The following is a 14766-nucleotide window of genomic DNA, read 5'->3' as shown; positions in this document are numbered from 1 at the left end:
ATAATTGTAATATCGGACTGTTTGGAAAAGTTAATCAGGCATCGAAGGCAAGTTTATGAAAAGCAGGATTTTGAGCGTAAGCCTCAGCGTAGGTTTAAGCATGGGCATGATCAACATAGCCCAAGCAACAGAGACAACCATTGCAACCCAGCAGACAGATGTGACATTACGTGTTAAAGCCTTGAACGCTTTACTCTCGGAGCAATGGCAGCACAATTTAGAAAATACACCGGAGTTCGCAACAACTCTTGGAGACTTACGCTATAACGACAAGTGGTCAGATATGTCACTGGCACATATCAAAAGCGAGCATAAAGTTACTGAAAGCTTTCTAAAGCGCTTTGAATCCATTGATACTACAGGTTTCTCCGCAGAGGATAAACTTAATCAAGAGCTGATGGTCAGACAGCTGAAAGATAGCTTACGTGGATATGATTTGAAATTGTATGAAATGCCATTTGATCAAATGAGTGGCATTCATTTACAGCTTCCTGGATTTGTCAGTTCAATTCCTTTTACAACAACCAAGGAATATGAAGATTATATCAAACGCTTAAAAGCGATTACAAAAGTGCTTGATCAAGCCGTGGAAGTTGCTAAACAGGGCTTGCAGGATGGCATGATGCCACCAAAATACCTGCTTGAAAAAGTGGTTGTGCAAATCGACAGTATTGCAAAACCGGCAGGCAAAGACAGTGCATTTGCTGACCCTTTAAAACACTTTCCAGAGAGTATTTCGGAAGCGGATCGGAAGCGTTTAAGTGCGGCAATTATTGATGCTATTGATCACGATGTTCGTCCTGCGTATAACAAACTGGGTAAATTTATCGCAAAAGATTACGCACCGCATGGTCGTAGCCAACCCGGTGTGTGGCAGCTTCCGAACGGAGATGCGATCTATCGGTATCAAGTCGAGCAAATGACGACAACCAAAGAGAGCCCAGAGCATATCCATGAGCTCGGTCTTGCTGAAGTGAAACGTATTGAAGCTGCCATGACGGAAATTGCAAAAGCTCAAGGCTATAAAGATTTGGCCAGCTTCCGCGCAGCTTTAAAAACAGATCCGAAAGTTCATCCAAAATCTCGTGAAGAAATTCTCGATGCTTATCGCGGCTTTATTGCGGGAATGCAACCGGAGCTACCCAAGTTATTTGGCCTACTACCAAAAACCAAAGTCGAAGTTGTCCCTGTACAAGAGTACCGTGAAAAAGAAGCTGCTGGTGCAGAGTACCAACAGGGGACTCCCGACGGTTCAAGACCCGGTCAGGTTTATGTGAATACTGGAGATTTTGCGAATCGCTCTTCAACAACGTTCGAATCGACCGCTTATCATGAAGCCATTCCGGGTCATCACATGCAGATATCCATTGCACAAACCTTACCCGCATTACCCCCTTTCCGTCAGCAAGCGGGTTACACGGCTTACATCGAAGGCTGGGCTCTCTATTCTGAACAACTGGGTAAAGATATTGGTTTTTATAAAGATCCTTTATCAGACTATGGACGCCTTTCAAGTGAGCTCCTAAGGGCAGATCGTTTAGTGCTGGATACCGGTGTGCATTACAAGCATTGGACACGTCAGCAAATGATCGACTTTTTCCATACCCACTCCAGTGAAGATGAACCTGATCTACAGGCAGAAACTGATCGCTATATCACATGGCCTGGTCAGGCATTGGCGTATAAGATGGGACAGTTAAAAATCCTTGAACTACGTGCTCTTGCCAAGAAAGAGTTAGGAGATGCGTTTGATATCCGCGCGTTCCATGACGTAATTCTGGATGGTGGTGCATTACCCTTGGATGTACTGGAAACCCGAACCAAAGCGTGGATTACCGCTGCCAAAGCGAAAACTACAAGTCACTAGTTCATGTTTTTTAATCTTGCTCAATCAAAAAATCCCTTGTTATAAACAGGGGATTTTTATTTTAAGACGCTCTTCAAAATAGCGTAAAATTCTCATTACTTCACAAAAACCATGAAAGAGACCATGCAGCTCGAAAAAATTATTCAATCCCAAGGTTTTGGCAGTCGAAAGCAATGCCGCTTATTGATTGAAAGCGGTAAAGTCAAAGTCGAGAATACACCTTGTTTTGATTCCAAAGCCAACTTTCCAATAGACCATTTCGAGTTCTCAGTCATGGGGCAAACATGGCAATATCGAGAGAAAGTTTATATCGCAATTAATAAGCCTCAAGGATTTGAATGTTCGCATACACCGCAACATCACCGTAGTGTATTTAGCCTATTTCCTCCGCAGCTTATTGAACGAGGCTTACAGTGTATCGGACGTCTGGATCAGGACACAACTGGGCTATTATTATTAACGGATGATGGTGCGTATCTACATGCATTGACACATCCACGTCGCCACGTTCCCAAGCGCTATCGTGTCACCACCAGTGATCCCATTACACCAGAACAAATCGCACAATTACAGTCAGGTGTTGAGCTCATGGGTGAGAAATCATTATTACTGGCTGATCATTGCGAATTAGAAGATAGTCATATCCTCAGTCTGACGATACATCAGGGGATCTATCACCAAGTGAAGCGTATGATCGCCGCGGTAGGGAATCATGTGATTGCGTTGCATCGTGAACAAATTGGACAATTCAAATTAACGGACGTAGAGGAAGGGCAGTGGATTTATCTAGATCTATTGCAACAGCAAGCTGCAAAACAGATTTTGAGCTCAAATAGTATCTAAGGAAACTTATGAAGCAACCTCGTATTGTTGTTTTGACGGGTGCAGGTATTTCTGCCGAATCAGGGATTCGTGCCTTTCGGGCCAGTGATGGGCTTTGGGAGGATCATCGCATCGAAGATGTCGCAAGCCCAGAAGGCTTCAAGCGAAATCCGTCATTGGTGCAACATTTTTATAATATGAGGCGGCAACAGTTATTTGAATCGACAATACAACCCAATGCAGCACATATAGCACTTGCAGAACTAGAAGAGGCCTTAGGAGATAATTTTTTATTGATTACCCAAAATGTAGATAATTTACATGAGCGTGCAGGCTCAAAACGATTATTACATATGCATGGTGAGTTGCTCAAAGTTCATTGCAGGCATACAGAGCAAGTTTTTAGCTTTGAGGATCAAATCCAATCTGATACACGATGTTTGTGCTGTGATTTAACGGGTACTTTACGACCTCATATTGTCTGGTTTGGTGAAATGCCTTTATATATGGATGACATTGAAAATGCATTGAATCAATGCGATATTTTCCTCAGTATCGGCACCAGTGGCTCTGTTTATCCGGCTGCTGGATTTGTAAGACTGGCCAAACACATTGGTGCAGAAACCATTGAAATCAACTTAGAGCCCGCAGCCAACAAAAGTGCGTTTGCACACCATCTCTACGGCGCAGCAACTCAGATTGTGCCTCATTGGGTCACAAAGTTTTTGACTCAAGGGGAGTTTATTTAGATCCACCCGAATAAATCAACGTTCTGCATCCTCTATAAAATAATGATATTTAAAAAACTTATTTAAATAAATTCTGTTATATTTTAGTCGCAATGACATCTAGGGAAGAGGTGCTTTCATGTTTGCGATATCCAGAGTCGGAATAACATTAAGCAGTATCTTACTGCTATCCGCTTGCGGCGATGACAGTAGCATTGCAAATACCGATAACAGTAGTCCTACCTCTATTGCTGCTACCACACTTAGTCATCAAAATTTAGCCAGTACTTCTTCTTCCCCACCTCAGTTACTCGCATCCATGTCTGCGGCGCAATTAGCCAATACCTTGAATGCGTCTTCTTCTGGGCAACAAATCTTAAAGGTGGCGGGTAATCCTGTTTGTGGTGTCGATTTTAATTACATTAAATACAATACCATTGGTGCTGCCAATGAGTCGACTACAGCATCCGGTGCTTTAATGACACCAACGGGTGGAGTAGGGTGCACCGGGCAGCGGCCCATCGTCATCTATGCACACGGCACACAAACAAATCGCAGCTATAATATCGCTGATGCAACGAACATCAGTAATCCTGCTGCTTCAGAGTCAATGTTTATTGCGACAATGTTTGCGGCACAAGGCTATACCGTCATTGCACCCAATTATGCAGGCTATGACTCTTCAACATTGTCTTATCATCCCTATCTGAATTATAAGCAACAATCTCAAGAAATGATTGATGCATTGAATGCCGGCCGAGCAGGACTTCCTCAGGTCTCATCGGGGCTTATAAGCGATTCAGGTAAACTCTATGTCACTGGAATTTCAGAAGGTGGCTATGTGGCAATGGCTGCATTAAAAGCCATGACTACAGCACATATTCCTGTCACGGCTGCAGCCCCTATATCGGGTCCATACGCACTTGAGGCCTTTGGTGACGCTGTATTTATGGGATATTCGAATCATAATTCTACAACGTTTATCCCACTGCTCACGACAGGATATCAAAAAGCCTATGGTAATATTTATCAGACTCCTGCCGACATATACACACCCAATTTTTCATGGACAGTAGAAACCACCACGCCTAATACCAACGTTTTATTTCAAGGTGCCTCAACTGGTAATGCACAACTTGATGCGTTATCACCAGTCGACCCTGCCTATGCTTATGGTTTTGCCAGCAATAACTATCTTATCAATACTAATTATAGACTCGCCTATCTGGCGGATATGGGATTGCATCCTGATGGCGTAATGTCTGGTAATAATACTTTTCCGGCGATAGCGCCGCAGAATACAATGCGGCAGGCGTTGAAGTTGAATGATTTACGCGGAATGACGCCCACTATGCCTGTGCTGATGTGTGGTGGAGGAAGGGACTCAACCGTATTCTTTGCCAATACCGTGTTAATGAGCAGTACCTTTGCAACAGCATCGGCAGCGGGTGTTCCAGTGACCTTCGCTCAATTAGATATTGATGCAGCATCAATCATTCCACAAACATTCACCCTCACAGGATTAAGTGCGGGGATGCAAAGCTTTTTGTCTTCGACTGCAACAAAGTATGGTGTGGGTCAACTTGGCTTACTAAGCAGCGTCGGTCTTTCTCCTTCTATTGCTCAAGATATGGCGACATCAGCGTTAAACCTGCAAACAAAGTTTCTCAACGACATCAGTATGATGACTCCAGCTGCGCTCACTGCCAATTACCATGGTGTTTTAGTTGCGGGGTATTGTTCCGCCGCAGCCAGAGAGTTTTTTAAGCAATATTAATGCGCATAAATGCGAATAGTGCCATTCCCATTTCATGAAAGTTGATTGGTCTTTTCGCCTCTACATGCAGATTCATCCATCAGTCAAAGCAGGCTTTGACGTAACTCCAGTACGCTAACGGTATAACTACTCTGGATAAGGACAGCTATTTTGACCTTCGCGCACCTCATGCGCTTTTGACACGAATCGCCTGAAATTGTTAGACAAAACTTATTTATAAAAAAGATATTTTATTGATTTGGACATTTCCCATATCCCGTTTTTTAGAGTCGATAAAATCAAGGTTTGAAGGTGTACCAAACAGTCTACAGGATTGCCATGATTATCTTGATTGTAGGACAATTATATGCTATTTCTGACTAGCTAATTTTGGCAAGGAGTGCTGTAATGTTTCAGAAAACAACAATGGCTGCGGCTATCACAATCGCGACGAGCGTACTACTTGTTGCATGCGGTGGTAGTAATGGGAATAACAATGGTGCAGTGGTTGGAGGAGGTACAACACCAACAACGACTCTATTAGGCTCGGAGCAAAAACCAGCGCTCTCAGCTGCAAATTTCAATGCAAGTCTTGGCGCTTCAGCAAGTGGCCAAGCAATTCTTAGCGTAGCGGGTCAGCCGAAATGTGATGTCAGTATCAGCCATATAGAGTACTCAACGATTGGCGGCGCTGGCGAAGCGACAACAGCTTCAGGTGCACTTATGGTGCCTACAGGCAGTGATCCCTCCTGTACGGGTAAACGCCCTGTGGTCTTATATGCCCATGGCACGACAACAAGTAAAGGCTTTAACATGGCCTCGTTGACAACAGATCCAACCAACGCAGCAGCCGGGGAGTCCACATTAGTCGCTGCTACATTTGCTGCACAAGGTTATATCGTTGTTGCGCCTAACTATGCGGGCTATGACACCTCAACCCTTGCGTACCATCCCTATGTCAACTACAAACAACAATCTCAAGAAATGATTGATGCGTTGAAAGCAGGGCGAGCAGCTTTACCAAAAGACGCTGCAGGAACTACCACTTCTGACTCGGGTAAGCTCTTTGTTACTGGTTATTCTGAAGGTGGCTATGTTGCAATGGCGGCTTTAAAAGCAATGGATGCGGCTCATATCCCCGTGACTGCGGGTGCGCCAATGTCTGGACCATACTCATTAGAAGCTTATGGCGATGCAATTTTTTACGGAAATACCCCTATTGGCGGCACCGTGTTCGCACCATTACTCACTACAAGTTATCAGAAGGCTTATAGCAATATTTACAATATAACCTCAGATGCCTATACATCAGCTTATGCTGCCAATATCGATACCCTGTTACCAACCACACTCTCACAGGACGATTTGTTTACAACGGGTAAGTTACCACAACTGGCATTATTCCAAAGTGTGGCAGGTTCCAGCGGCGGTCAAGTTGACCCTATAACGGGAGCAGATCTGTCGACCAGCCAATTTAGTTTTGGATTTGATCCAAGCAGTTATTTAATCAATACGAGTTATCGTGCTGCTTACTTAAAAGACGCTGCTGCAAATCCAGATGGCGCTGTGCCTACACTCACCGCAAGCCCATTACCAGCGACAGCGCCACAGCATCCGCTGCGGAAAGCTTTTGCCCTCAATGATCTCCGCGGCTATGTTCCATCCATGCCCGTGCTGATGTGTGGCGGTAATCAAGATCCGACAGTATTTTTTGCACCTAACGCACAACTTATGGCAGGGATCCTAGGTAATATCGCTGGTGCTGGCGCTCCTGTTGCTTTTGCATTGCTTGATGTTGATACCACATCAAAAGCACCGGTCGGATTTAGTAGCGCTGGACTAAGCCCATCTGTGACCACGAGCATGAAGGCTGTAGCGCAACAGGCACAGACTGGGTTTGGCACTATTCTAGGTGCTACCAAAGATGCAGCAATTGAAGCCGCGAAGGTTGATCCAAAAGTTGTTGCCGCTGCAAATGCTGCTGGGCAAGCCGCTTATGTTAAGGTACTGACTGCTGGAGGTACTCAAGCCGATGCGGCGGCGGCGGCGAAAGCTGCAGGTACCGCAGTTGTGACCGCCGCAGCGACAAGCGCAGCGACCGCAGCAATTGCAAGCAGTTATCATGGCAGCTTGGTTCCGCCTTTCTGTACCTCTGCTGCACGTGCATTCTTCCAGCAATACTAAGTTGATGCATTACATCTAAAGCAGTTTAAAAAAAGCGGTATAAAGCAAGTGCTTTATACCGCTTTTCTTTAGAAAATTGAATAAATTAAATGATTCTCATTGACATTTATGAATTGCATTAAGATACTGCTCCACAATTATTTTACTCAAAAAGACGATCTTAATATGTCTACCGAAGTTTCAGGTCTCAATAGTCCAGCACAAACTGAACAAGAAATCATTAGCCAACTAACTGGAACGCCTGAACAAGTGGCACGGGGGCTTTTAGCTGCGGCGGAACAAGGCTATCCCGAAGCACAAGCGCTATATGCTCAATTATTATTGGATGGTCAAGGTGTCGATATTGATCAAGTTCAGGCTTTGTATTGGTTCAAAACTGCAAGTTTAGTAAACCATGCCATGGCCATTAATATGGTGGGTCGATGCTTAGAAAATGGGTGGGGAGTAGTGGGGGACCCAAGTAGTGCAGCAGAATGGTATGAGCGGGCAGCAGAGTTAGGCTTAGATTGGGGCATGTATAATTATGCCAATCTCCTCGCACGTGGTCAGGCTATCCCTCAAAATAGAAAATTAGCATTCGAGCTTTATAACAAGGCTGCCTCGCAAGGTCATGCTAAATCGATGAATATCATTGGTCGTTTTATTGAGGAAGGGTGGGAGGCCAAACAAGATTTAGCATTGGCTGCTGATTGGTATCGGCGATCCGCAGAGGCAGGCGATTTTCGTGGGCAATTCAACCACGCCTCAAGGCTTGCAGAACAGGGCAAAGATATAGAAGCGGCGGCTTGGCTGCGACAATGTGCAAGTACTGCAACTCTAGGTTTCAAACAAAAAATGGCTCAAACCTTACTTAAATCAGGAAAAGCACCTTTCGTTAAAATCGCAGCTGAAATTCTTGCTGGGCATGGTGTTGAGAACTGATCCTATTAGTTGAATACACTTAACGTCATTTCTTGCTATCTACTGTCAAAAAGTAATTTGCAATTAAACGATTGGCCCAAGATTTGGCTTGCCAGCCTTCGTAGTAGGCGCAGTGGCTACCTCGTTCGGTTGTCACCAGAATTGAACTGGGGATTAAATTGTTTGAACGGATATACGCATCCACATTTTCTTTTTTACAAATAGGATCATCTTCGGCATTTAAGATCATCAGTGGTGTTCTCACCTGACCAAAAACATGGAAAGGATTCGATGAACTGAAATACTCCTCTTGACTACTATGACCTGCGACTTCATAGATATGCTTATGAAAATCATCTAAATTCTTTGATTGCTCAAGCTGGTTGAGAGAATTTAAGTGCTCAAACTGATGTCGATTTGGCGTAATAAACTGCTTGATCAGTTTCTTGGTCATTAAGCGGCTATAGAAGGGTTGTGTATACTGAAAGGCCTCATCCATATTGTAGCCAGGACAATAAGCAAACCCAGCACGAAATACCGATTGTTCAGCTTCCTCTCCCAAATACCGTACGAGCAAACCTGATCCTGCGGAAATGCCTACGCCATAAAGTGGCGACTGAGGGAAACGTTGTTGAATCAGTTTTAATTGCTCACGGAGATCGTCTGTTGAGCCCATTGTATTGATCTTTGGTACTCCAAGCTTTAGATCTGCATGACCACGACGGACGCACATGACCACTCGCCATCCAGTCATCTGCGATAGATCTTTCATGAGACCTCGCATACTTTGTGGACTACCTGTAATCGTATGCAAAACAACGATTGTTGGTATAGCTGGTGCACGATCATGCCCTAACCATGCCAAAGCAGTATGACCGCCATCTGCCATAGTTAAAGTTTCCACTTCGTCATATTGCAAAGCAGGTGAAAATTTTTTCGTTAAACCTAATGCAATGAGTTGTAAATGCGTGTTGTACATCCAAGGGGTTGGATAGTACTTTTCGTTCAACTGTTCAATATTTTGAATAATATATTGATTATTTGCATCCTTTCCCGAAAATAATTTAGGCTTTTTCGCAGCGCGAAACCAGTAATTTAAACCAAGCATTGTCGTTACCGTAGCTGCAATTTTAAACATTAAAAGAACCCCTCATTAGGTCTTGAGCGCATGGGCATATAGAGTTGTGATTGGATTGGGATTAACAATAAATCAGGCGGTTTATGATATCTTTGAATGAAGATAAATATGCAATTGGTTGCATAAATATAACGAAAGCAATGAGGCTTTGCAACGGTTAAACGAGAGACCGCAAAGACGGGAAAAATCGGAAAAGCTCGCAATAAGAAAGCATGCAAAGGTTTTACCCATCTGACAAAAAGCGTATCATTCTTTTTGGCATTACTTTTTGGGCTTAAGCTCGTATATTCTGGGATGACCCATGCATTTCTTTCACACTTCAGACTGGCATTTAGGGCAAAGTCTTTATGGTCAATCTCGTGAACATGAGCATGCAGCATTTCTATCTTGGTTATTAGATCAAATTACTATATATCAACCTGATGCATTGCTCATTGCTGGTGATATTTTTGATACAGTCAATCCGCCTATCTCTGCACAAGAGCAACTTTATCGCTTTCTGGCAGAAGCGCATACACGTCAGCCTAGTCTGCAAATCATCATGATCGCAGGCAACCATGATTCTGGTGGGCGAATTGAACTGCCAGCTCCACTCCTTAAAGCACTCAGAACTCACGTTATAGGTCGTGTGCGATGGTTGTCTGCGGGTGTTTTAGATACCGAACAACTACTCATACCAATGATGAATCAACACAATGAGATTGATAGCTGGTGCTTAGCCATGCCTTTTTTACGACCTGCCGAAGTGACTGCAGGAGGGCAGGGGCTGCCCACAATGGAAGCGGTTACTCATGTTTATCAACAATTAATTACAACAGCAAAAGAACAGGCAGAAGGACTGCCATTAGTCCTCATGAGTCATGCGCATTTGCTAGGCGGCGCAACTTCAGAAGAGTCTGAACGATCTATTGTGATTGGAACAGCAGAGGCTTTATCAACGGATTTATTTCCATCTGATATTAGTTATGTCGCACTGGGACATTTGCATCGACCTCAATCTGTTGGGCAGGATCGAATTCGTTATTCAGGATCACCCATCCCCATGTCGTTCAGCGAGGAAAGCTATCAACATCAAGTGCTCCACATTCAATTAAGGCCTGATCAACCAGCGCACATTGAATCATTAGTGATCCCACGTGCAGTCACTATGATTCGAATATCCGGTGTATTGGCTGATGTGCTAGCACAGTTGGCTCAATTGGACCCAACACCGCGCGCTATCAGCGAACAACCATTTTTAGAAGTTCGTGTTTACCCAGACAATGCGCCATTTCCGCCAGATACAAGACAACAAATTGAAGCGACACTTCCTACGCAGGCGGTACGGTTAATTCGTTTTCGTAAAGAGTCATGGGCACGTATAGGGGATGGCGACCCAGATCATAAGCTAACAGTCAAAGAGCAAACGCCGCAATCATTGTATGAAAAAGTGTGGAGTGAACTCGGACATAGCCCCGATCCTGAAGTCTTTGCAGATTTTGCTGCACTCATTGATGAATTAAATCAAAGCGAACAGGATGTTATCAGTTGAATAAAGAAGTTAAAAAAGTTCGTTGGATTGCAAATGCACAGAGTAGAAATATACAGACATGAAAATTTTACGCCTTAGGCTCTGTAACTTAGCATCCCTTGCAGGTGAGCAAGAACTTGATTACCGCACGGAACCCCTTGCAAGTGCGGGTCTCATGGCCATTACTGGACCGACAGGCTCTGGAAAAAGTACGATATTAGATGCAATGTGCTTAGCTTTATTCGGCCAAGTACCACGTTTACGTGCGGCTTCAAAAGGACAAGAAGGTAAGGTACCCGACGGTCTGGACAATGACCCACTATCCATGCATGACCCACGAACATTGCTGAGACGTGGTACAGCCGAAGGTTATGCTGAAGTTGAATTTATGGGGCGGGACGGACGTATTTATCTTGCTCGCTGGCAAGTCAGACGCGCAAGAAACAAGTCCACGGGAAAATTACTGGCTGCAGAAAGAATCCTGATTGATGTCGGAACAGGACAGACTTTGGCTAGCCAAGTGCGTGAATGTGACCTGCGGGTTTCAGAAGTCATTGGGCTTAATTTTGAACAATTTACTCGTGCCGTTATGCTCGCTCAATCGGAGTTTGGCGCATTTCTAAAAGCCAGCGATGTTGAGCGAGCCCAGCTTCTTGAACGGTTACTTGAGACAGAAATTTATCGTCGGATTGGTATTTTTGCACACGAAAAACGTAAAAAATATCAGGATGCCTATCAACTGATCAAAACTCAAATCGGGGGGATTGAGCCTCTCGATTCGGATGCACGACAAGTATTAGAAAATAGCTTAGTGACAGCAGGTCAACTCAGATCCCAACTACAGAATGTGCAAAGCTATTTGAACGCAGCACAAGCGTGGTATCAAACTCAAACTCGGCTAAACACACAAATCCACGAAAGTCAGCAGTCTTTAGAAACCAGTACCCAAAATTGGCTTAACCTTGAGCCACTCCGCCTAAAAGCAACGCAGCTTGATCAGATCCGAGAAATTCGTCCGCTTATTCATCAGCAAAACACTTTGATTGAGCGAATGACCACACGTGGCCAAAGCCTTACACAACACAAAATACAAGTACAGGTCCTACTGAAAAAGCTTGCACACTTGCAACCTCAGCAGCGTGATGCAGCGACTCACTTACAAGAGTTGCAACAGAAACAAACGATTGCATTGCCTAAAATCATGAATGCACAGCGTTTAGAACATGAAATTACACGTATTTCTCAAGAACAAGCTCAACAGCTAGCGCATATCGAGCAGCATCATACCCAATCTCAAATAACCACCCATGCGCTCCTCGACAATACTCAGCAACAAAATAATACCTTAGACCAATTACAACAAATGGGTCTGCAATTACAGAATACTCAATATCTAGCAGCACTCGAAGATCAATGGCTATCACAACTCGATCGTATGCGTGATGCAGGGCGCTATACACAACAGTTAAGCCAATTAGAAACGCATATTCCTAAACAGCATCACGAACTCAGCGAAGCGAACTCTGTGCTTCAGGGGCTTATATCAGATTTAGAGCAGCATCAGCAGCATTATGCCAATACAAGTCAAAAAAATGAAAAAATGCAATTACTTAAGCAGAAACTTATAGGATCTCGTCAGATTGACTCTGAGCTCCATGGTCTTGCGCAAAAGTACCAAGATTATCGGCATATTTTAAAAACCGTCACAGACTTAAATTTAAAGCAGAAAACAGCTCTTGAGCATGAAACTCAATTAACACGGAATCTTATTCATACACAGAAAAGTGTCCAGCACGCTGAACTTGAGTTAAATACTTTGCTTAAGGTGCTCTCTAATCAGCGTTTATTGCGCCATAAAAATGTAGAAACGTTACGCAATCAACTCATTCCAGATCATCCCTGTCCTGTCTGTGGGAGTATAGACCATCCTTTTTCCATTGCTGAACAATTGTTTGATGCATTACAGCATGATGATGAGCAGCAGGAAAAAATGGCCAGAACTGTGCTTCTTGCTGCTCAGAGTCTCCATCAAGCGACTACGACCGAACTGAAATTATTGAATCAAGAAATTGATCTACGCTCAGTCGAATTACAGCAACGCGTCGCTGAAGAAAAATCAATAAAGGCGATGATGCTTCAATTGCCTTTTGCAACTGAACTGCGCTCTTTCTCACAAGAAGACACCGCACGTCAGGCTTGGCTAGTACAGAAAATTAATGACAATCAAAAGAGTGAAAAAACGCTACAAAGTAGCATTACCGCGCTTGAAGAATTGCAAGGCATTGAACAAAACCTGATTAAACAAATTGATCAAGCACGTCATCAGCAATCTCAACTTCAACACGTTTGGCAGAGTGCGGTCGATCAGCAAAATCAATTCAAATCACTGCTTGAGAAAACGGAGCAATACTTCTTACCCTGTTTTGATGCAGATATACAGAAAAAGTGGCGGGAAAACAAAAGTGAAACGCTGCTTTTTCTAGAAGATCACATGAGTAATCGTTTAAATCAATTGGCGATCCAACAACGTTTGCAAAATGAAATCATGGCTTTACAGCAGGCGAATCAGCTTCTCAAGCTCAAACAATCTCAAGAGCAAGCTAAACACCATGAATTAGAACTTTCATTCCAAAAGCTTTCTCTGACACTCACAACCATCCAATCACAGTTTACAGAACTGCTGTCTGAAGCGACTTCGACTTTTGGTGATGTCATCATAAGCTCACAGGACTGGCAGGACCGCTTCGATAGCAAGCTCTCAAATGCGCAAAATTCGCTACGGACTGTGCAAGACCAAATCGATCTCATTAACCCCGAATTGCATAAACTCACGAGCACTATTGAGCATGCAGAGCAACAACAAACCTTAGATGAGCAAGAAAATACCGGATTAACCACAAAAATTAATTTGTGGTATCAATCTCAGCCCATTCACTCTGAAGAACTGCTTCATGAATTACTGGCGATTTCAAATGATGACGAGCAGGCAATCAAACAGCAACTCGAACACGTGCAACATCAACTGATTGAGGCAAAAACACGTCTATCAGAACATCAGACACAACTTGAACATCATCAATTGCAAATACCAACAAGTCCCGATGGTCCAATATCCCCAGTATCCCATGTGGATTCATCTGACGATATAAAACCAATATCAACCATGATATTGGCGTCCGAGCTCAGCCTAAAGATTTCAGACAATAGTCTGCAGCTTGAGCAAGTGCAAAATGACTGGATCTCACTCCAACTTCAGATCACTCAAGATAATGAGCGCAAAGAAAAAGCTTTAGATCTGCAGCAAGAATTAGATCATGCCTATGCAGCCTATTTACGCGTTGATCGTATGGCAAGTCCTATTGCCAATGCAGATGGCAAGGTATTTCAGAAGATTGCCCAAGGTTATTATTTAGACCTATTACTCGAAGAAGCTAACCAGCAACTTGAACAGCTTAGCCGACGTTATCAACTCATTCGTGCTGCGGAGTCTTTGGGGCTTTTGGTCATTGATACCGATATGGGGGATGAACGTCGCTCCGTACACTCTCTTTCAGGTGGAGAGTCTTTTCTTGTTTCATTAGCTTTAGCACTTGGACTGGCAGCGATGGCCTCTGGACGGTTACGTATTGAGTCACTCTTTATTGATGAGGGATTTGGTACACTCGACCCAGAGTCACTACAAATCGTCATGGATGCCCTAGACCGTTTACAAGGCCAGGGTCGAGTCGTGACAGTGATTACCCATGTACAAGAAATGCATGAACGTATCCCTACACAAATTCGCGTAGAAAAACTCGGAAACGGCCAGAGCCAATTAACAGTGATTTAATCACACTCAAACCTGATAATGATTTAGAGGAT

9 protein-coding genes are annotated in these 14766 nt (G+C 43.8%); 8 read left to right on the top strand and 1 reads right to left on the bottom strand.

All coding sequences use genetic code 11. The annotated features are described in order from the left end of the window. Window positions 1-100 precede the first annotated feature (100 nt). The 6 genes from ACLHG7_RS11330 to ACLHG7_RS11305 all read left to right on the top strand — a co-directional run bounded on the left by ACLHG7_RS11330 (window position 101) and on the right by ACLHG7_RS11305 (window position 8278). Window positions 101-1867 carry a DUF885 domain-containing protein gene (locus ACLHG7_RS11330; protein ID WP_410211248.1) on the top strand — a complete coding sequence of 589 codons (1767 nt, stop codon included), beginning with the start codon at window positions 101-103 and terminating at the stop codon, window positions 1865-1867. A 123-nt stretch (window positions 1868-1990) separates the two neighbouring features. Then, window positions 1991-2710, top strand: coding sequence for a pseudouridine synthase (locus tag ACLHG7_RS11325; protein WP_410211128.1), 720 nt, complete (start codon window positions 1991-1993; stop codon window positions 2708-2710). Between the two features lie 8 nt (window positions 2711-2718). Beyond that, window positions 2719-3438 (top strand): Sir2 family NAD+-dependent deacetylase, encoded by a 720-nt coding sequence (gene cobB, locus ACLHG7_RS11320; RefSeq protein WP_410211127.1) that lies wholly within the window; start codon window positions 2719-2721, stop codon window positions 3436-3438. A 118-nt stretch (window positions 3439-3556) separates the two neighbouring features. Further along, window positions 3557-5194 carry an alpha/beta hydrolase family protein gene (locus ACLHG7_RS11315; protein WP_410211126.1) on the top strand — a complete coding sequence of 546 codons (1638 nt, stop codon included), beginning with the start codon at window positions 3557-3559 and terminating at the stop codon, window positions 5192-5194. Window positions 5195-5581: 387 nt separating this feature from the next. Next, window positions 5582-7357, top strand: a complete 1776-nt coding sequence (locus ACLHG7_RS11310; protein WP_410211125.1) for an alpha/beta hydrolase family protein — start codon at window positions 5582-5584, stop codon at window positions 7355-7357. Window positions 7358-7522: 165 nt separating this feature from the next. Next, window positions 7523-8278 (top strand): tetratricopeptide repeat protein, encoded by a 756-nt coding sequence (locus tag ACLHG7_RS11305; RefSeq protein WP_410211124.1) that lies wholly within the window; start codon window positions 7523-7525, stop codon window positions 8276-8278. Window positions 8279-8303: 25 nt separating this feature from the next. Here the strand turns inward: ACLHG7_RS11305 and ACLHG7_RS11300 are convergent, their stop codons facing one another. After that, window positions 8304-9395 carry a YheT family hydrolase gene (locus ACLHG7_RS11300; RefSeq protein WP_410211123.1) on the bottom strand — a complete coding sequence of 364 codons (1092 nt, stop codon included), beginning with the start codon at window positions 9393-9395 and terminating at the stop codon, window positions 8304-8306. A gap of 301 nt (window positions 9396-9696) precedes the next feature. Here ACLHG7_RS11300 and sbcD point away from each other — a divergent pair, with 301 nt between their 5' ends. After that, window positions 9697-10926, top strand: a complete 1230-nt coding sequence (gene sbcD, locus ACLHG7_RS11295) for an exonuclease subunit SbcD (RefSeq protein WP_410211122.1) — start codon at window positions 9697-9699, stop codon at window positions 10924-10926. Window positions 10927-10984: 58 nt separating this feature from the next. Further along, window positions 10985-14734, top strand: a complete 3750-nt coding sequence (locus ACLHG7_RS11290) for an AAA family ATPase (protein WP_410211121.1) — start codon at window positions 10985-10987, stop codon at window positions 14732-14734. Window positions 14735-14766: the final 32 nt, after the last annotated feature.

Origin of the sequence: Aquirhabdus sp. (assembly GCF_046462495.1) — a bacterium.
GTDB lineage: Bacteria > Pseudomonadota > Gammaproteobacteria > Pseudomonadales > Moraxellaceae > Aquirhabdus.
This window is presented reverse-complemented; position numbering and strand designations above follow the sequence as displayed.